This is a genomic window from Neisseria sp. P0014.S002 (assembly GCF_051958295.1).
Taxonomy (GTDB): Bacteria; Pseudomonadota; Gammaproteobacteria; order Burkholderiales; family Neisseriaceae; genus Neisseria; species Neisseria flavescens_B.
The window spans coordinates 1-16,550 of the sequence record NZ_JBQCVO010000015.1; the positions used below are offsets into that span (position 1 = coordinate 1).

Here is a 16,550-nt window from a genome sequence, read left to right on the forward strand (position 1 = left end):
GTAGAGCGCGGTATCATCCACGTTGGTGACGAGATCGAAATCGTAGGTCTGAAAGAAACCCAAAAAACCACTTGTACTGGCGTTGAAATGTTCCGCAAACTGCTGGACGAAGGTCAAGCAGGTGACAACGTAGGCGTATTGCTGCGTGGTACCAAACGTGAAGACGTAGAGCGTGGTCAAGTATTGGCTAAACCAGGTACTATCACTCCTCACACCAAATTCAAAGCAGAAGTATACGTGCTGAGCAAAGAAGAGGGTGGTCGTCACACTCCATTCTTCGCTAACTACCGTCCACAATTCTACTTCCGTACTACTGACGTAACTGGTGCAGTTACTTTGGAAGAAGGCGTAGAAATGGTAATGCCAGGTGAGAACGTAACCATTACTGTAGAACTGATTGCGCCTATCGCTATGGAAGAAGGTCTGCGCTTTGCGATTCGCGAAGGTGGTCGTACCGTAGGTGCGGGTGTGGTTTCTTCTGTAATCGCTTAATTGAGGGATATTGATAAATGGCAAACCAAAAAATCCGTATCCGCCTGAAAGCTTATGATTACAGTCTGATTGACCGTTCTGCGCAAGAAATCGTTGAAACTGCCAAACGTACTGGCGCTGTTGTTAAAGGTCCGATTCCTTTGCCAACTAAAATTGAACGTTTCAATATCTTGCGTTCTCCTCACGTGAACAAAACTTCTCGTGAACAATTGGAAATCCGTACCCACTTGCGTCTGATGGACATTGTGGATTGGACTGACAAAACTACTGATGCACTGATGAAACTGGATCTTCCAGCAGGTGTAGATGTAGAAATTAAAGTTCAATAAGAACTGAAAAACCGAACAGCCAAGCTGTTCGGTTTTTTATAGAATTCTTAGGCCGTCTGAAAATTTTCAGATATTTGGCAACACTACATCCGAAAAAAATGATGGGTTTAAGAAGTTAAATTGAAATTTTTGTTGATATTTCTTTGATTTGTCAATTATAATGGCGGACTTGGTACATCCGTATCAAGTTTAACTTTGTCTGAAAGGCAGGCCAATCGTAGCCCGCCCCTTTACTTAAAAGGAAAATAATCATGACTTTAGGTCTGGTTGGACGCAAAGTTGGTATGACTCGCGTGTTCGACGAACAAGGTGTTTCTGTTCCGGTAACTGTTTTGGATATGTCTGCCAACCGCGTTACACAAGTGAAATCCAAAGATACTGACGGCTACACTGCTGTACAAGTTACCTTTGGTCAGAAAAAAGCTAATCGTGTCAACAAAACTGAAGCTGGTCACTTTGCTAAAGCAGGTGTTGAAGCCGGTCGCGGTTTGGTTGAATTTGCTTTGACTGAAGAAAAACTGGCTGAATTGAAAGCCGGTGATGAAATTACCGTTTCTATGTTTGAAGTTGGTCAATTGGTAGATGTAACCGGCACCTCTAAAGGTAAAGGTTTCTCTGGCACGATCAAACGTCATAATTTCGGTGCTCAACGTACTTCCCACGGTAACTCCCGTTCTCACCGTGTTCCTGGTTCTATCGGTATGGCACAAGACCCTGGTCGCGTGTTCCCTGGTAAACGCATGGCAGGTCAATACGGTAACACTAAAGCAACTGTTCAAAAATTGGAAGTTGTACGTGTTGATGCTGAACGCCAACTCTTGTTGGTTAAAGGTGCTGTTCCGGGTTCGGTTAACAGCGACGTCGTGGTTCGTCCTAGCGTGAAAGTAGGTGCGTAATGGAATTGAAAGTAATTGACGCTAAAGGACAAGTATCTGGCAGCTTGGCTGTTTCTGATGCTTTGTTTGCTCGCGAATACAATGAAGCTCTGGTTCACCAACTGGTTACTGCCTACTTGGCAAATGCCCGTTCTGGTAATCGTGCTCAAAAAACTCGTGCCGAAGTAAACCACTCTACTAAAAAACCATGGCGCCAAAAAGGTACCGGTCGTGCTCGTTCCGGTATGACTTCTTCTCCGCTGTGGCGTAAAGGTGGTCGTGCATTCCCAAACAAACCTGACGAAAACTTCACTCAAAAAGTGAACCGTAAAATGTATCGTGCTGGTATGGCGACTATTTTATCCCAATTGGCTCGTGATGAACGTTTGTTTGCAATTGAAGCATTGACTGTTGAAACTCCTAAAACCAAAGTTTTTGCCGAACAAGTGAAAAATTTGGGTTTGGAACAAGTTCTGTTTGTAACTAAACAGCTCGACGAGAATGTTTACTTGGCTTCACGCAACTTGCCTAACGTATTGGTTTTGGAAGCTCAACAAGTTGATCCTTACAGCTTGCTGCGTTACAAAAAAGTCGTTATCACTAAAGATGCAGTTGCACAATTAGAGGAGCAATGGGTATGAATCAACAACGTTTGACTCAAGTAATCTTGGCACCTATCGTTTCTGAAAAAAGCAACGTATTGGCTGAAAAACGTAACCAAATGACGTTTAAAGTTTTGGCAAATGCAACTAAACCTGAAATTAAAGCGGCTGTTGAGCTGCTGTTCGGCGTCCAAGTTGCAGACGTTACTACTGTTACCATTAAAGGTAAAGTTAAACGTTTTGGTCGCACTTTAGGTCGTCGCAGCGATATTAAAAAGGCTTATGTAAGCCTGGCTGCCGGTCAAGAGTTGGATTTGGAAGCCGCTGCTGCAGCTGCAGATAAGGAATAAACAAAATGGCAATCGTTAAAATGAAGCCGACCTCTGCAGGCCGTCGCGGCATGGTTCGCGTGGTAACAGAAGGTTTACACAAAGGTGCACCTTATGCACCTCTGCTGGAAAAGAAAAATTCTACTGCCGGTCGTAACAACAATGGTCATATCACTACCCGTCATAAAGGTGGTGGCCATAAACATCATTACCGCGTCGTAGATTTTAAACGTAACAAAGACGGTATCCCTGCAAAAGTAGAGCGTATCGAATATGACCCTAACCGTACTGCATTTATTGCACTGTTGTGCTATGCAGATGGTGAGCGTCGCTACATCATTGCTCCTCGTGGTATTCAAGCCGGTGCAGTATTGGTTTCCGGCGCTGAAGCTGCTATCAAAGTAGGTAACACTCTGCCGATCCGCAATATTCCTGTTGGTACAACTATTCACTGTATCGAAATGAAACCAGGTAAAGGTGCGCAAATTGCACGTTCTGCTGGTGCTTCTGCGGTATTGCTTGCAAAAGAAGGTGCTTACGCACAAGTTCGTTTGCGTTCTGGTGAAGTGCGCAAAATTAGCGTAAATTGCCGTGCAACTATCGGTGAAGTTGGTAACGAAGAACAAAGCCTGAAAAAAATCGGTAAAGCTGGTGCTAACCGCTGGCGTGGTATTCGTCCGACCGTTCGTGGTGTTGTAATGAACCCTGTTGATCACCCACATGGTGGTGGTGAAGGCCGTACTGGTGAGGCTCGCGAACCGGTTAGCCCATGGGGTACTCCTGCTAAGGGCTACCGCACTCGTAATAATAAACGCACGGATAACATGATTGTTCGTCGTCGTTACTCAAATAAAGGTTAATTAGTATGGCTCGTTCATTAAAAAAAGGCCCATATGTAGACCTGCATTTGCTGAAAAAAGTAGATGCTGCTCGTGCAAGCAACGACAAACGCCCAATTAAAACTTGGTCACGTCGTTCTACCATTTTGCCTGATTTCATCGGTCTGACTATCGCTGTTCACAACGGTCGCACTCACGTGCCTGTATTCATCAGCGACAATATGGTTGGTCATAAATTAGGTGAGTTCTCATTGACCCGTACCTTTAAAGGCCACTTGGCTGATAAAAAGGCTAAAAAGAAATAAGGTGAATCATGAGAGTAAGTGCACAACATAAAAACGCCCGTATTTCAGCTCAAAAAGCTCGTTTGGTAGCTGATTTGATTCGTGGTAAAGACGTTGCCCAAGCTTTGAATATCTTGGCATTCAGCCCTAAAAAAGGTGCTGAGCTGATTAAAAAAGTGTTGGAATCAGCAATCGCCAATGCCGAGCACAACAATGGTGCTGATATTGACGAACTGAAAGTGGTAACTATCTTTGTTGACAAAGGCCCAAGCTTGAAACGTTTCCAAGCTCGTGCCAAAGGTCGCGGTAACCGCATCGAGAAACAAACTTGTCATATTAACGTGACAGTGGGCAACTAAGGAAAAGCTATGGGACAAAAGATTAACCCTACAGGCTTTCGCCTGGCGGTAACTAAAGACTGGGCTTCAAAATGGTTTGCTAAAAGCACCGACTTTTCTACTGTTTTGAAACAAGATATTGATGTTCGTAACTACTTGCGTAAAAAACTGGCCAATGCTTCAGTTGGTCGCGTAGTGATCGAGCGTCCTGCTAAATCTGCACGTATTACCATTCACTCTGCTCGTCCAGGTGTGGTTATTGGTAAAAAAGGTGAGGATATCGAAATCTTGAAACGTGACTTGCAAGCTCTGATGGGTGTGCCAGTTCATGTAAATATTGAAGAGATTCGTCGTCCTGAATTGGATGCGCAAATCATTGCTGATGGTATTGCCCAGCAGCTTGAAAAACGTGTTCAATTCCGTCGTGCTATGAAACGTGCAATGCAAAATGCAATGCGTTCTGGTGCTAAAGGCATCAAGATCATGACTTCAGGCCGTCTGAATGGTGCTGATATCGCTCGTAGCGAATGGTACCGTGAAGGTCGTGTACCTTTGCATACTTTGCGTGCAAACGTAGATTATGCAACTAGCGAAGCACACACTACTTATGGTGTACTGGGTCTGAAAGTTTGGGTTTATACAGAAGGTAATATTAAATCTTCTAAACCTGAACATGAGAAGAAACAAAGAAAGGCAGGTGGACGTAATGCTGCAGCCAACTAGACTGAAATATCGCAAGCAACAAAAAGGCCGTAACACCGGTATTGCTACTCGCGGTAACAAAGTAAGTTTCGGTGAGTTCGGTTTGAAAGCCGTAGGCCGTGGTCGTTTGACTGCCCGCCAAATCGAAGCTGCTCGTCGTACTATGACTCGTCATATTAAACGTGGCGGTCGTATTTGGATTCGTGTATTCCCTGATAAACCAATTACTGAGAAACCTATCCAAGTTCGTATGGGTGGCGGTAAAGGTAATGTGGAATATTACATTGCTGAAGTTAAACCAGGCAAAGTATTGTACGAAATGGACGGTGTTCCTGAGTCTTTGGCTCGTGAAGCATTTGAATTGGCCGCTGCCAAATTGCCTATTCCTACAACCTTTGTAGTAAGACAGGTGGGTCAATAATGAAAGCAAATGAATTGAAAGACAAATCTATTGAGCAATTAAACTCTGATTTGTTGGACTTGTTGAAAGCTCAGTTTGGCTTACGCATGCAAAATGCAACCGGTCAGTTGGGTAAATCTAGCGAGTTGAAACGTGTACGTCGCGATATTGCTCGTATTAAAACCATTTTAACTGAAAAAGGTGCTAAGTAATGAGCGAAGCTAAAAATGTTCGTACTTTGCAAGGCAAAGTGGTAAGCGACAAAATGGACAAAACTGTTACCGTATTGGTTGAACGTAAAGTTAAACATCCTCTGTACGGTAAAATTATTCGTTTATCAACTAAAATCCATGCTCATGATGAAAACAATCAATATGGTATTGGTGATGTAGTGGTAATCGAGGAATCTCGTCCTTTGTCAAAAACCAAGTCTTGGGTTGTAAAAGAATTGGTTGAGAAAGCGCGTACTGTTTGATTTAAAACAAAGTAATGTAGCTTAATAAGAAACGAAGTCTTGCAGCAAAGTTAATTTGCGTGTAAACTTCGTTTCTTATCTTCCAACTTCTTATGGAAGTTTCTCTCCCTTCGGGATCCAAGACTGGTTTACTAGAACCGTGATGGTTTCATTTAATAAGCAGCTTAAAGTAAGGTGCGAGTTATATGAAAGTGGTAAATTAAGTTGGTTAATTTAAAGGTACTAATATGATTCAAATGCAGACCATCTTAGATGTGGCTGATAACTCTGGTGCGCGTCGCGTAATGTGCATCAAAGTATTGGGCGGATCTAAGCGTCGCTACGCTTCTGTTGGCGACATTATTAAAGTTGCAGTTAAAGATGCAGCCCCACGTGGTCGTGTCAAAAAAGGTGATGTATACAATGCGGTAGTTGTTCGTACTGCTAAGGGTGTACGTCGTCCTGATGGTGCGTTAATTAAATTCGATAACAATGCTGCTGTGTTGTTGAATAATAAACTTGAACCTCTGGGTACCCGTATTTTTGGTCCGGTAACCCGTGAATTGCGTACTGAGCGATTTATGAAAATCGTTTCATTGGCGCCTGAAGTATTATAAGGAATAGCGCGATGAATAAGATCATTAAAGGCGATCAGGTTGTAGTGATTACCGGTAAAGATAAAGGTAAGCAAGGTCAAGTAGTTCGAGTGTTGGGTGATAAAGTTGTTGTTGAGGGTGTTAATGTTGTGAAACGCCATCAAAAACCTAATCCAATGCGTGGTATTGAGGGTGGTATTATTACTAAAGAAATGCCTTTGGATATTTCTAATATTGCAATCCTGAATCCGGAAACTAATAAAGCAGACCGTGTTGGTATTAAGCTGATTGAAAATGAAGGCAAAGTTAAACGCGTTCGTTTCTTCAAATCAAATGGCTCTATCATTGGAGCATAAGGAGATAACATGGCTCGTTTGAGAGAGTTTTATAAAGATACAGTTGTTCCTGAATTGGTTAAACAATTTGGTTACAAATCAGTAATGGAAGTTCCACGTATTGAAAAAATCACCTTGAATATGGGTGTGGGTGAAGCTGTTGCTGATAAAAAAGTTATGGAGCATGCTGTTTCTGATTTAGAGAAAATTGCTGGTCAAAAACCAGTTGTTACTGTTGCTCGTAAATCTATCGCAGGTTTTAAAATCCGTGATAACTATCCAGTTGGTTGCAAAGTAACATTGCGTCGTGATCAAATGTTTGAATTCTTGGATCGTTTGATTACTATTGCGTTGCCTCGCGTACGTGACTTCCGTGGTGTAAGCGGTAAATCATTTGATGGTCGTGGCAATTACAATATGGGCGTTCGTGAGCAAATTATTTTCCCGGAAATTGAATACGATAAAATCGATGCTTTGCGTGGTTTGAATATTACTATTACAACTACTGCAAAAACTGATGAAGAAGCGAAAGCTTTGTTGTCACTGTTCAAGTTTCCGTTTAAAGGATAATCATGGCTAAGAAAGCACTTATTAATCGTGAGCTGAAACGTCAAGCATTGGCGAAAAAGTTTGCAGCTAAACGTGAGGCAATTTTCGCTGTTATTAATGATGCTAATGCGACTGAAGAAGAACGTTTTGAAGCACGTTTGAAATTTCAATCCATTCCTCGTAATGCAGCACCTGTACGTCAACGTCGTCGTTGTGCTTTAACAGGTCGTCCTCGTGGCACTTTCCGTAAATTTGGTTTGGGCCGTATTAAAATCCGTGAAATCGCTATGCGTGGCGAGATCCCTGGTGTTGTTAAAGCTAGCTGGTAATAGGAGTATAAATAATGAGTATGCATGATCCTATTTCCGATATGTTGACTCGTATTCGCAATGCGCAACGTGCTAATAAAGCAGCAGTTGCCATGCCTTCCTCTAAACTGAAATGTGCAATTGCAAAAGTTCTGAAAGAAGAAGGTTATATCGAGGATTTTGCGGTTTCTGCTGATGCAAAACCGGTATTGGAAATTCAATTGAAATACTATGCAGGTCGTCCTGTGATTGAGCAAATTAAACGTGTTTCACGTCCAGGTTTGCGTATTTACAAAGCATCAAGTGAGATCCCTAGCGTAATGAATGGTTTGGGTGTCGCTATTGTTAGTACTTCTAAAGGTGTAATGACTGATCGCAAAGCCCGTTCTGAGGGTGTTGGTGGTGAGTTGTTGTGCATCGTAGCCTAGTGGAGAAAAGTAAATGTCACGCGTCGCAAAAAACCCAGTGACTGTTCCTGCTGGTGTAGAAGTAAAATTCGGAACAGAAGCATTGGTTATCAAAGGTAAAAACGGCGAATTGTCTTTTCCTTTGCATTCCGATGTTGCTATTGAACTGAACGATGGTAAATTGACTTTTGCTGCAAAAAATGACAGTAAACAGGCTAATGCTATGTCTGGTACTGCTCGTGCATTGGTTAATAACATGGTTAAGGGTGTTTCTGAAGGTTTTGAGAAAAAACTTCAATTGATTGGTGTGGGTTATCGTGCCCAAGCTCAAGGCAAAGTTTTGAACTTGTCTCTGGGTTTCTCTCATCCAATCGTATACGAAATGCCTGAAGGCGTTTCTGTTCAAACTCCTAGCCAAACAGAAATCGTTTTGACTGGTGCAGATAAACAAGTGGTTGGCCAAGTCGCTGCTGAAATCCGTGCATTCCGTTCTCCTGAGCCTTATAAAGGTAAAGGTGTTCGTTATGTAGGTGAAGTAGTAGTGATGAAAGAAGCCAAGAAAAAATAATTGAGGTTCACTAATGGATAAACATACAACCCGACTCCGTCGTGCACGCAAAACCCGTGCGCGTATTGCGGACTTGAAAATGGTAAGATTATGTGTGTTCCGCAGCAATAATCATATTTATGCTCAAGTAATTAGTGCTGAAGGTGATAAAGTATTGGCTCAAGCCTCTACATTGGAAGCTGAAGTACGTAGTAGCCTGAAATCAGGTAGCAACGTTGAAGCAGCAGCTGTAGTTGGTAAGCGTATTGCTGAAAAAGCTAAAGCAGTAGGTGTTGAAAAAGTTGCTTTTGACCGTTCAGGTTTCCAATATCACGGTCGTGTGAAAGCTTTGGCTGAAGCTGCACGTGAAAATGGTTTAAGCTTCTAATATTTGGAGACTTTCAGATGGCAAAACATGAAATTGAAGAACGCGGTGACGGCCTGATTGAAAAGATGGTCGCAGTTAATCGCGTGACTAAAGTAGTTAAAGGTGGCCGTATCATGGCTTTCTCTGCACTGACTGTTGTTGGTGATGGTGATGGTCGCATCGGTATGGGCAAAGGTAAATCAAAAGAAGTGCCAGTTGCTGTTCAAAAAGCAATGGATCAAGCTCGACGCTCTATGATTAAAGTACCTTTGAAAAATGGTACTATTCATCATGAGGTTATTGGTCGTCATGGTGCTACTAAAGTATTTATGCAACCTGCTAAAGAAGGTAGCGGTGTAAAAGCTGGTGGTCCAATGCGTTTAGTATTTGATGCTATGGGTATCCATAACATTTCAGCTAAAGTGCATGGTTCTACTAATCCTTACAATATTGTACGCGCTACATTAGACGGTTTGTCTAAACTTTATACCCCTGCTGATATTGCTGCTAAACGTGGCTTGACAGTAGAAGATATTTTGGGAGCTAACCATGACTGAGCAAAAAAAGATTAAAGTTACATTGGTTAAGAGCCTGATCGGTACAATTGAATCTCATCGTGCATGTGTTCGTGGTTTAGGTTTGCGCCGCCGTGAACATACTGTAGAGGTTTTGGATACCCCTGAAAACCGTGGCATGATCAATAAAATCAGCTACTTGTTGAAAGTGGAGTCTTAATATGTTTTTGAATACTATTCAACCTGCTGAGGGTGCTACTCACACTAGCCGTCGTGTAGGCCGTGGTATTGGTAGCGGCTTGGGTAAGACAGGTGGTCGTGGTCATAAAGGTCAAAAAAGCCGTTCTGGTGGCTTCCACAAGGTAGGTTTTGAAGGTGGTCAAATGCCTTTGCAACGCCGTCTGCCGAAACGTGGTTTCAAATCTTTGACTGCTGCCGCTAATGCTGAAGTTCGTTTGAGTGAATTAAATCTGATTGCTGTGAACGAGATTGATGTCTTAGTTCTTAAACAAGCTGGTCTGATTCCTGCAACTGCTTCTAATGTAAAAGTTATTGCTTCTGGTGAAATCTCAAAAGCAGTTACCTTGAAAGGTGTAAAAGCTACTAAAGGTGCTAAAGCTGCTATTGAAGCTGCCGGTGGTAAAGTAGAAGAATAAGGCTTGCACTACAGTGGCTAATCAACAATCTTTATCAGGATTATCCAAATTTGGTGATCTGAAAAAACGTCTGGTGTTCCTTTTAGGTGCTTTAGTCGTTTTCCGTATTGGTGCTCATATACCGGTACCGGGCGTAGATGCTGTTGCATTAGCTAAGTTATACGAAGGCGCTGCAAACGGCATATTCGGAATGTTAAATATGTTCTCGGGTGGTTCGTTGGAGCGCTTTAGTATATTTGCAATTGGTATCATGCCTTATATTTCGGCATCGATTATTGTTCAGCTCGCTTCTGAAATTGTTCCTTCTTTAAAAGCTTTAAAGAAGGAAGGTGAGGCTGGTAGGAAAATAATTACGAAATATACTAGGTATGGGACGGTATTATTGGCTGTATTGCAAAGCTTTGGTGTTGCAACATTTGTTTATCAACAAGGTGTTGTTGTAACGAGTTCGCTTGAGTTTCATATTTCTACAGTAGTCTGTTTGGTTACAGGTACTATGTTTCTGATGTGGTTAGGGGAGCAAATTACCGAGCGTGGTATTGGTAATGGTATTTCTTTAATCATTACAGCAGGCATTGTATCGGGTATCCCATCCGGTATTGTTCGGTTGTTAACTTTGACTGAACAAGGTTCCATGAGTATGTTGATGGCAGTATCAATTGTGATTGGTATTTTGCTGTTGATCTATGTTGTAGTTTATTTTGAGAGTGCTCAGCGTAAAGTTCCTGTGCATTATGCTAAAAGACAGTTTGGCTCTGGGATGATGCCGGGACAAAGCATTCATATGCCGTTCAAGCTAAATATGGCGGGTGTTATTCCTCCTATTTTTGCTTCCAGTATCATTTTATTTCCATCTACACTTTTAGGTTGGTTTGGTTCAAACAGTACGAATTCTGTTCTTCATAAGGTTGCTGCAATGCTGCAACACGGACAGCCTTTGTATATTGTATTATTTGCCACAACGATCATCTTTTTCTGTTATTTCTATACTGCTTTGGTGTTTAGTCCTAAAGAGATGGCTGAAAATTTGAAGAAGAGTGGTGCATTTGTGCCGGGTATTCGCCCAGGTGAGCAAACCTCTAGATATTTGGAAAAAGTTGTACTGAGACTGACATTATTTGGTGCTTTGTATATCACTATAATCTGTCTGATACCTGAATTTTTAACGACAGCATTGAAGGTTCCTTTTTATTTAGGTGGAACATCTTTGCTTATTTTGGTTGTCGTTACAATGGATTTTAGGACACAAATCAATTCATATCGAATGAGTAGTCAGTATGAAGACTTGATGAGTCGTCCAGATATGAAATCTTTGTCACGTAAGTAGGCTTATGGCTAAAGAAGATACCATACAGATGCAGGGCGAAATCCTTGAGACTCTGCCCAATGCAACATTTAAAGTAAAACTGGAAAATGATCATGTAGTACTTGGTCATATATCTGGCAAAATGCGGATGCACTATATCCGTATTTCTCCAGGTGATAAGGTAACAGTTGAATTAACTCCTTATGATTTAACCCGTGCTCGGATTGTTTTCCGAGCAAGATAAACGATAAAAGGAAATAAAATGCGTGTACAACCTTCTGTAAAGAAAATTTGTCGCAATTGCAAGATTATTCGTCGTAATCGTGTAGTTCGCGTAATTTGTACTGACCCACGTCACAAACAACGTCAAGGTTAAGAAGCTAGTTTTCTTAACTATTGATTTTGTGGTATAGTGACATACTTTGCCCTAAAAAGGAAAAAATATGGCTCGTATTGCAGGGGTAAATATCCCTAATAATGCCCATATCGTAATTGGCCTTCAGGCTATTTATGGTATTGGTGCGACTCGTGCTAAATTGATTTGTGAGGCAGCAAATATTGCTCCTACTACTAAAGCAAAAGATTTGGACGAGGCTCAATTAGACGCTTTGCGTGAGCAAGTTGCTAAATATGAAGTTGAAGGCGATTTGCGTCGTGAAGTAACGATGAGCATTAAACGACTGATGGATATGGGTTGCTATCGCGGCTTCCGTCATCGTCGTGGCTTGCCTTGTCGTGGTCAACGCACTCGCACAAATGCTCGTACCCGTAAAGGTCCGCGCAAAGCGATTGCCGGTAAGAAATAAATTTTAAGGAATTTGATTAATGGCTAAAGCAAACACAGCTTCGCGTGTACGTAAAAAAGTACGTAAAACCGTAAGCGAAGGTATTGTGCACGTTCATGCATCTTTCAACAATACCATCATTACAATCACTGACCGTCAAGGCAATGCATTGTCTTGGGCTACCTCTGGCGGCGCTGGTTTTAAAGGTTCTCGTAAAAGTACACCATTTGCAGCACAAGTTGCAGCAGAAGCAGCTGGTAAAGTTGCCCAAGAGTATGGCGTTAAAAATTTAGAAGTCCGCATTAAAGGCCCTGGCCCTGGTCGCGAATCTTCTGTACGTGCTTTAAACGCTCTTGGTTTCAAGATTACCAGCATTACTGACGTTACCCCGTTGCCTCATAACGGTTGCCGTCCGCCTAAAAAACGTCGTATTTAATATTGGAGTGATTTAAAACATGGCACGTTATATTGGCCCTAAATGTAAATTAGCACGTCGCGAAGGTACGGATCTGTTTTTGAAGAGTGCACGTCGCTCTTTGGATTCCAAATGTAAAATGGATTCTGCACCTGGTCAACACGGTGCAAAAAAACCACGTTTGTCAGACTACGGTTTGCAATTGCGTGAAAAACAAAAAATCCGTCGTATTTATGGCGTATTAGAGCGTCAATTCCGTCGTTACTTCGCGGAAGCAGATCGTCGTAAAGGCTCTACCGGTGAATTGCTGTTGCAATTGCTGGAGTCTCGTTTGGACAATGTCGTTTACCGTATGGGTTTTGGCTCTACTCGCGCCGAAGCACGTCAATTGGTTTCTCACAAAGCTATCGTCGTAAACGGTCAAGTTGTTAATATCCCTTCTTTCCAAGTTAAAGCAGGTGATGTTGTAGCTGTTCGTGAAAAAGCTAAGAAACAAGTACGTATCCAAGAAGCATTGAGCCTGGCTACTCAAATTGGCTTGCCAAGCTGGGTATCTGTTGATGCCGACAAATTGGAAGGCGTATTCAAAAATATGCCGGATCGCTCAGAATTGTCTGGCGATATTAATGAACAGCTGGTGGTAGAGTTCTACTCTAAATAATGCTAGCTCAATGAGGGACAGTTAAATGCAAAATAGCACAACCGAATTTTTGAAACCTCGTCAAATCGATGTAGATACTTTGTCTTCCACTCGGGCCAAGGTGTCTATGCAGCCATTTGAACGTGGTTTTGGTCATACTTTAGGTAATGCTTTGCGTCGTATCTTACTGTCATCCATGAATGGCTTTGCCCCAACTGAAGTAGTTATTTCCGGTGTATTGCACGAATACTCTACTATTGATGGTGTTCAAGAGGATGTTGTCGACGTTCTCTTGAACATTAAAGGTATCGTATTCAAGCTTCACGGTCGTAACCAAGTTCAGTTGACTTTGAAAAAAACAGGTGCCGGTGCTGTTGTAGCCGGTGATATTGATTTGCCACACGATGTGGAAATCATTAATCCTGAACATGTTATTTGCCACTTGGCTGACAATGGCCAAATCGACATGGAAATTAAAGTAGAGCAAGGTCGTGGTTATCAATCTGTTTCAGGTCGTCGCGTATTGCGTGATGAGAACAAACAAATTGGTGCGATTCAGTTGGATGCGAGCTTTTCGCCCATCAGTCGTGTTAGCTTTGAAGTTGAACCTGCACGCGTAGAGCAACGCACGGATTTGGATAAATTGGTTTTGGATATTGAAACCAATGGTTCTATTGATCCAGAAGAAGCTGTACGCAGTGCCGCACGTATCTTAATTGACCAAATGTCTATTTTTGCAGATCTGCAAGGTACTCCGGTTGAAGAGGTTGAAGAAAAAGCACCTCCTATCGATCCTATCTTGCTGCGTCCTGTAGATGATTTGGAATTAACCGTACGTTCAGCTAATTGTCTGAAAGCTGAAGATATTTACTATATTGGCGATTTGATTCAACGTACTGAAACCGAGCTTCTCAAGACCCCTAATTTGGGTCGTAAATCTTTGAATGAGATCAAAGAAGTGTTGGCCTCCAAAGGTCTGACATTAGGTTCCAAATTAGAAGCTTGGCCGCCTGTAGGCTTAGAAAAGCCGTAAGTTTGAAGATTAAAGGATAATGACATGCGTCATCGTAATGGCAACCGCAAATTAAACCGTACTAGCAGCCACCGTGCTGCGATGCTGCGCAATATGGCGAATTCCTTGTTGACTCACGAAACCATCGTGACAACTTTGCCTAAAGCAAAAGAATTGCGTCGCGTAGTTGAGCCCTTGATTACCTTGGGTAAAAAACCTTCTTTGGCAAACCGTCGTTTGGCTTTTGACCGCACTCGCGATCGTGATGTTGTAGTTAAATTGTTTGACGAATTGGGTCCACGCTTTGCTGCTCGTAACGGCGGCTATGTTCGTGTACTGAAATACGGTTTCCGTAAAGGCGACAATGCTCCTTTGGCATTGGTTGAATTGGTTGATAAAGCAGCTGATTCTGCTGAATAAGCACATTAATATGAAAGCACTACCTGTTTAGGTGGTGCTTTTTTATTTGGATGGATCCTTTCTCATTTCGCAGTGCTACAATTTAAACTGGAACAACGGCATAATACATTTAGTTGTAGCTCCCTTTCTCATTTCGTAGTGCTACAATACCTTAATGGGAAACCCTTATTCTATAAGGGTTTCCCATTTTATTTGGTCTGAAAAATAGGACTTAAAATAATAATAGTTGGTCGGAATTTACCCTTTTTTCTTGGGTTTTCAGCTCTCCCAACAGCAGTTTCATGGTGGTATATTGCTTTTCGTTACTTCCAAACAGCGGATTGACCCTTCTTACGGTAGGTTTGCACATAGCCTATTGTGGTGTTTTTGCAACGAATCTCGACCTTTGACAATACGGCTGTATACGGAAAGCTGGAGCATTTGGTATCCATCTTTAATAGAAACTGGCGGAATTGATTGGCGGCTTTGCGCTTTGCCGCTGTGGTAACCGGTAGGTCGAAGAAGACAATAATCCTCATAAATTTGGCCTCACTCATATTGGTATTCTTTCAATGGCAAGATTTCAGGCAGTTTCAGCTGTTTGGCGTTTTTATCGGTTACGCTGGCTTGAAATGAAGAAATCATTTTGTCGATGGCAGCCAAGGTGCTGAAATGTTGCCGTTCGATGCAGATTTGACAGTGAAGGGTCTTGATAAGGTTTTGTTTGATGTTGGGGGTCAGATCAGTTTTCAGACGGCCTTGTTCATGCAAATGTATAACGACCAGGTCGGCCAATGGGCGTAAGGGTTCGATAAAGTCATCAGCGAGGTTGAATGGATTTAGTTCGCTTCTATGAAACAAGCCTAATGCAGGCAACCAGCCATATAAGGTCAGGGCGCGTGCGACTGCGGCACGGAGTACGGCGTAGGTATAGTTCAATGCGGCATTGACGGCATTGTTGTCATTACGGGTAAATTTTTCTCCAAAGAGGGCTTGGAAGTAGAGGGCGGCAGCTTGGGCTTCACGGTTTCCTGTATCGCCTGAACGGACTTCAACTGCCAAAGAGCGCAGCCGTTTGGCTGCAAGATCATTGCCTGTTTCGTCTGCGACAAATGCTTGATTTAGGATTTTTTGGCGGATGATATGTTGCCAGAGTTGCTTTTTTAAGGGTTCGCTTATATTCAGCTGCAGCTTGAGGATTTTAAGTTGGCGGTGATATTGGGCATAAGGCAGCCATTGTCCGCAGGGCAGGAACTGTTCGTCACATGTCAGTAAGGTTGCGCCATATTCGGCTAAGGCTGATAGGAGCGGGGCAGTAATCAGGGTTTCGCGGTTTTCGATGATAATAACAGCGATGTCTTCTAATGGTACGGTATGGGACTCGCCGTTTTGTTGAATCAGCAGTTGCTGGCGTTGCAAGGATAGTTTGCCGCCGTTTTGAATAAGCAGGCTGCGCCAAGTCATGTTTTTCCCCTTATTTTTATATAAAAAATCCCTGCTTCAGGCCGTCTGAAACAGGGATAGATTAATTTAACGGACAGGCGGGCGTTTTTTCAGACGGCATGGTCTGATTTCTTTACCCAGTTCGTCGATTTGGTATTTTTAGAATGAAAGGGCGGTTTTGACGCCGATGCCTTCAATAACCCCTTTTTTACCAACAGTTATTTCTGTATGGCTCGTCCATAAGCGTGGCGCGTTCGATATCGGTCAATGGCCGTTCGCTGCCTTGCTCTAAAATACGCAGGTTGTTCAGTTTGGTTAGCCAGACGAAACGTTCGGCTGTGTAGGTGTTTTTAGCGGCTTTCGGCTCTGTCGGTTCGAAGGTGCAATGTCCCAACATTTTTTGAACAGCATCGCCGGACAGGGCGGGGCGTTGCGTCATCAGCAGGGTTTAAATACCTTCTTTAAGGCCGTCTGAAAAGATGTGCCGCAACGCTCTGCCCCTTAAGGCTTCTGCTTTAAGGGGCATCGTTTTGTCTCAATGGCAGGGATTAAAAAGGCCGAGACCTTTGCAAAATTCCTTTTCCCCAACAGCCGAAACCTAAATAAAGATTTTCGGCTGTTTTTGT

General features: G+C 42.6%; 31 protein-coding genes and 2 pseudogenes. 30 read left to right on the forward strand and 3 right to left on the reverse strand.

Annotated elements, in window-relative coordinates; translation table 11 throughout:
- From ACTHSX_RS09895 to rplQ, 30 genes are all read left to right on the forward strand, one after another.
- On the forward strand, positions 1-492 hold a 492-nt coding region (locus ACTHSX_RS09895; RefSeq protein ID WP_440377556.1), incomplete at its 5' end, for an EF-Tu/IF-2/RF-3 family GTPase.
- Between the two features lie 17 nt (positions 493-509).
- The gene (gene rpsJ / locus ACTHSX_RS09900; RefSeq protein WP_002642322.1) at positions 510-821 is read left to right on the forward strand and encodes a 30S ribosomal protein S10; all 312 of its coding nucleotides are present in this window, start codon (positions 510-512) and stop codon (positions 819-821) included.
- Between the two features lie 251 nt (positions 822-1,072).
- Positions 1,073-1,717 carry a 50S ribosomal protein L3 gene (gene rplC, locus ACTHSX_RS09905; RefSeq protein ID WP_004464584.1) on the forward strand — a complete coding sequence of 215 codons (645 nt, stop codon included), beginning with the start codon at positions 1,073-1,075 and terminating at the stop codon, positions 1,715-1,717.
- Complete coding sequence (rplD, locus tag ACTHSX_RS09910) at positions 1,717-2,337, forward strand: 50S ribosomal protein L4 (protein WP_440377557.1); 621 nt, start codon at positions 1,717-1,719, stop codon at positions 2,335-2,337. The genes rplC and rplD overlap by 1 nt, the downstream gene beginning before the upstream one ends.
- Complete coding sequence (gene rplW, locus ACTHSX_RS09915) at positions 2,334-2,648, forward strand: 50S ribosomal protein L23 (protein ID WP_197459389.1); 315 nt, start codon at positions 2,334-2,336, stop codon at positions 2,646-2,648. Before rplD ends, rplW begins: the two co-directional genes overlap by 4 nt.
- Before the next feature lie 5 nt (positions 2,649-2,653).
- Positions 2,654-3,487: a 50S ribosomal protein L2 gene (gene rplB, locus ACTHSX_RS09920; protein WP_003684813.1), complete on the forward strand. Its 834-nt coding sequence runs from the start codon at positions 2,654-2,656 to the stop codon at positions 3,485-3,487.
- Positions 3,488-3,492: 5 nt separating this feature from the next.
- On the forward strand, positions 3,493-3,771 hold the full coding sequence (gene rpsS / locus ACTHSX_RS09925; RefSeq protein ID WP_002215422.1) for a 30S ribosomal protein S19: 279 nt from the start codon (positions 3,493-3,495) through the stop codon (positions 3,769-3,771).
- Between the two features lie 8 nt (positions 3,772-3,779).
- The gene (gene rplV, locus ACTHSX_RS09930) at positions 3,780-4,109 is read left to right on the forward strand and encodes a 50S ribosomal protein L22 (protein ID WP_003749277.1); all 330 of its coding nucleotides are present in this window, start codon (positions 3,780-3,782) and stop codon (positions 4,107-4,109) included.
- 9 nt (positions 4,110-4,118) lie between these two features.
- Complete coding sequence (gene rpsC / locus ACTHSX_RS09935) at positions 4,119-4,811, forward strand: 30S ribosomal protein S3 (RefSeq protein ID WP_003684753.1); 693 nt, start codon at positions 4,119-4,121, stop codon at positions 4,809-4,811.
- Entirely contained in the window at positions 4,795-5,211 is a 417-nt protein-coding gene (rplP, locus tag ACTHSX_RS09940; protein ID WP_003684741.1) for a 50S ribosomal protein L16, read from the forward strand. Before rpsC ends, rplP begins: the two co-directional genes overlap by 17 nt.
- Complete coding sequence (rpmC, locus tag ACTHSX_RS09945; protein ID WP_003684705.1) at positions 5,211-5,402, forward strand: 50S ribosomal protein L29; 192 nt, start codon at positions 5,211-5,213, stop codon at positions 5,400-5,402. Before rplP ends, rpmC begins: the two co-directional genes overlap by 1 nt.
- The gene (gene rpsQ / locus ACTHSX_RS09950) at positions 5,402-5,665 is read left to right on the forward strand and encodes a 30S ribosomal protein S17 (RefSeq protein ID WP_003684766.1); all 264 of its coding nucleotides are present in this window, start codon (positions 5,402-5,404) and stop codon (positions 5,663-5,665) included. Before rpmC ends, rpsQ begins: the two co-directional genes overlap by 1 nt.
- Positions 5,666-5,892: 227 nt before the next feature.
- Positions 5,893-6,261 (forward strand): 50S ribosomal protein L14, encoded by a 369-nt coding sequence (rplN, locus tag ACTHSX_RS09955; RefSeq protein ID WP_002215434.1) that lies wholly within the window; start codon positions 5,893-5,895, stop codon positions 6,259-6,261.
- Between the two features lie 11 nt (positions 6,262-6,272).
- On the forward strand, positions 6,273-6,596 hold the full coding sequence (gene rplX / locus ACTHSX_RS09960; RefSeq protein WP_003684754.1) for a 50S ribosomal protein L24: 324 nt from the start codon (positions 6,273-6,275) through the stop codon (positions 6,594-6,596).
- 9 nt (positions 6,597-6,605) lie between these two features.
- On the forward strand, positions 6,606-7,145 hold the full coding sequence (rplE, locus tag ACTHSX_RS09965; RefSeq protein ID WP_003684750.1) for a 50S ribosomal protein L5: 540 nt from the start codon (positions 6,606-6,608) through the stop codon (positions 7,143-7,145).
- 2 nt (positions 7,146-7,147) lie between these two features.
- A complete protein-coding gene (gene rpsN, locus ACTHSX_RS09970) occupies positions 7,148-7,453 on the forward strand; it encodes a 30S ribosomal protein S14 (protein WP_003684736.1) in 306 nt (101 codons plus the stop codon).
- A 14-nt stretch (positions 7,454-7,467) separates the two neighbouring features.
- On the forward strand, positions 7,468-7,860 hold the full coding sequence (gene rpsH, locus ACTHSX_RS09975) for a 30S ribosomal protein S8 (RefSeq protein WP_003684738.1): 393 nt from the start codon (positions 7,468-7,470) through the stop codon (positions 7,858-7,860).
- A gap of 13 nt (positions 7,861-7,873) precedes the next feature.
- Complete coding sequence (gene rplF, locus ACTHSX_RS09980) at positions 7,874-8,407, forward strand: 50S ribosomal protein L6 (RefSeq protein ID WP_039408163.1); 534 nt, start codon at positions 7,874-7,876, stop codon at positions 8,405-8,407.
- 13 nt (positions 8,408-8,420) lie between these two features.
- Positions 8,421-8,774: a 50S ribosomal protein L18 gene (gene rplR, locus ACTHSX_RS09985; RefSeq protein WP_003749287.1), complete on the forward strand. Its 354-nt coding sequence runs from the start codon at positions 8,421-8,423 to the stop codon at positions 8,772-8,774.
- A gap of 17 nt (positions 8,775-8,791) precedes the next feature.
- Positions 8,792-9,310 carry a 30S ribosomal protein S5 gene (gene rpsE / locus ACTHSX_RS09990; RefSeq protein ID WP_003684704.1) on the forward strand — a complete coding sequence of 173 codons (519 nt, stop codon included), beginning with the start codon at positions 8,792-8,794 and terminating at the stop codon, positions 9,308-9,310.
- Positions 9,303-9,488, forward strand: a complete 186-nt coding sequence (gene rpmD, locus ACTHSX_RS09995; RefSeq protein WP_283121535.1) for a 50S ribosomal protein L30 — start codon at positions 9,303-9,305, stop codon at positions 9,486-9,488. Before rpsE ends, rpmD begins: the two co-directional genes overlap by 8 nt.
- Before the next feature lies 1 nt (position 9,489).
- Positions 9,490-9,924 carry a 50S ribosomal protein L15 gene (rplO, locus tag ACTHSX_RS10000; RefSeq protein WP_070749577.1) on the forward strand — a complete coding sequence of 145 codons (435 nt, stop codon included), beginning with the start codon at positions 9,490-9,492 and terminating at the stop codon, positions 9,922-9,924.
- A 13-nt stretch (positions 9,925-9,937) separates the two neighbouring features.
- Entirely contained in the window at positions 9,938-11,251 is a 1,314-nt protein-coding gene (gene secY, locus ACTHSX_RS10005; RefSeq protein WP_315113755.1) for a preprotein translocase subunit SecY, read from the forward strand.
- A 4-nt stretch (positions 11,252-11,255) separates the two neighbouring features.
- Positions 11,256-11,474 carry a translation initiation factor IF-1 gene (gene infA / locus ACTHSX_RS10010; protein WP_003684714.1) on the forward strand — a complete coding sequence of 73 codons (219 nt, stop codon included), beginning with the start codon at positions 11,256-11,258 and terminating at the stop codon, positions 11,472-11,474.
- Positions 11,475-11,492: 18 nt separating this feature from the next.
- Positions 11,493-11,606, forward strand: a complete 114-nt coding sequence (gene rpmJ, locus ACTHSX_RS10015; protein ID WP_003697674.1) for a 50S ribosomal protein L36 — start codon at positions 11,493-11,495, stop codon at positions 11,604-11,606.
- Positions 11,607-11,673: 67 nt separating this feature from the next.
- Entirely contained in the window at positions 11,674-12,036 is a 363-nt protein-coding gene (gene rpsM, locus ACTHSX_RS10020; RefSeq protein ID WP_003749295.1) for a 30S ribosomal protein S13, read from the forward strand.
- A gap of 19 nt (positions 12,037-12,055) precedes the next feature.
- Complete coding sequence (gene rpsK / locus ACTHSX_RS10025; protein ID WP_002216249.1) at positions 12,056-12,451, forward strand: 30S ribosomal protein S11; 396 nt, start codon at positions 12,056-12,058, stop codon at positions 12,449-12,451.
- Positions 12,452-12,470: 19 nt separating this feature from the next.
- The gene (gene rpsD, locus ACTHSX_RS10030; protein ID WP_003749296.1) at positions 12,471-13,091 is read left to right on the forward strand and encodes a 30S ribosomal protein S4; all 621 of its coding nucleotides are present in this window, start codon (positions 12,471-12,473) and stop codon (positions 13,089-13,091) included.
- A gap of 25 nt (positions 13,092-13,116) precedes the next feature.
- On the forward strand, positions 13,117-14,103 hold the full coding sequence (locus ACTHSX_RS10035) for a DNA-directed RNA polymerase subunit alpha (protein ID WP_003684706.1): 987 nt from the start codon (positions 13,117-13,119) through the stop codon (positions 14,101-14,103).
- A gap of 24 nt (positions 14,104-14,127) precedes the next feature.
- The gene (gene rplQ / locus ACTHSX_RS10040) at positions 14,128-14,502 is read left to right on the forward strand and encodes a 50S ribosomal protein L17 (RefSeq protein WP_003684792.1); all 375 of its coding nucleotides are present in this window, start codon (positions 14,128-14,130) and stop codon (positions 14,500-14,502) included.
- A 211-nt stretch (positions 14,503-14,713) separates the two neighbouring features.
- Here the strand turns inward: rplQ and cas2 are convergent.
- The 3 genes and pseudogenes from cas2 to ACTHSX_RS10055 all read right to left on the reverse strand — a co-directional run.
- Positions 14,714-15,038, reverse strand: a pseudogene (cas2, locus tag ACTHSX_RS10045) (CRISPR-associated endonuclease Cas2).
- Positions 15,031-15,945 (reverse strand): type II CRISPR-associated endonuclease Cas1, encoded by a 915-nt coding sequence (gene cas1, locus ACTHSX_RS10050; RefSeq protein ID WP_440377558.1) that lies wholly within the window; start codon positions 15,943-15,945, stop codon positions 15,031-15,033. Before cas1 ends, cas2 begins: the two are co-directional and overlap by 8 nt.
- Before the next feature lie 196 nt (positions 15,946-16,141).
- A pseudogene (locus tag ACTHSX_RS10055) lies at positions 16,142-16,399 on the reverse strand (type II CRISPR RNA-guided endonuclease Cas9); the annotation flags it as partial.
- Between the last annotated feature and the right edge of the window lie 151 nt (positions 16,400-16,550).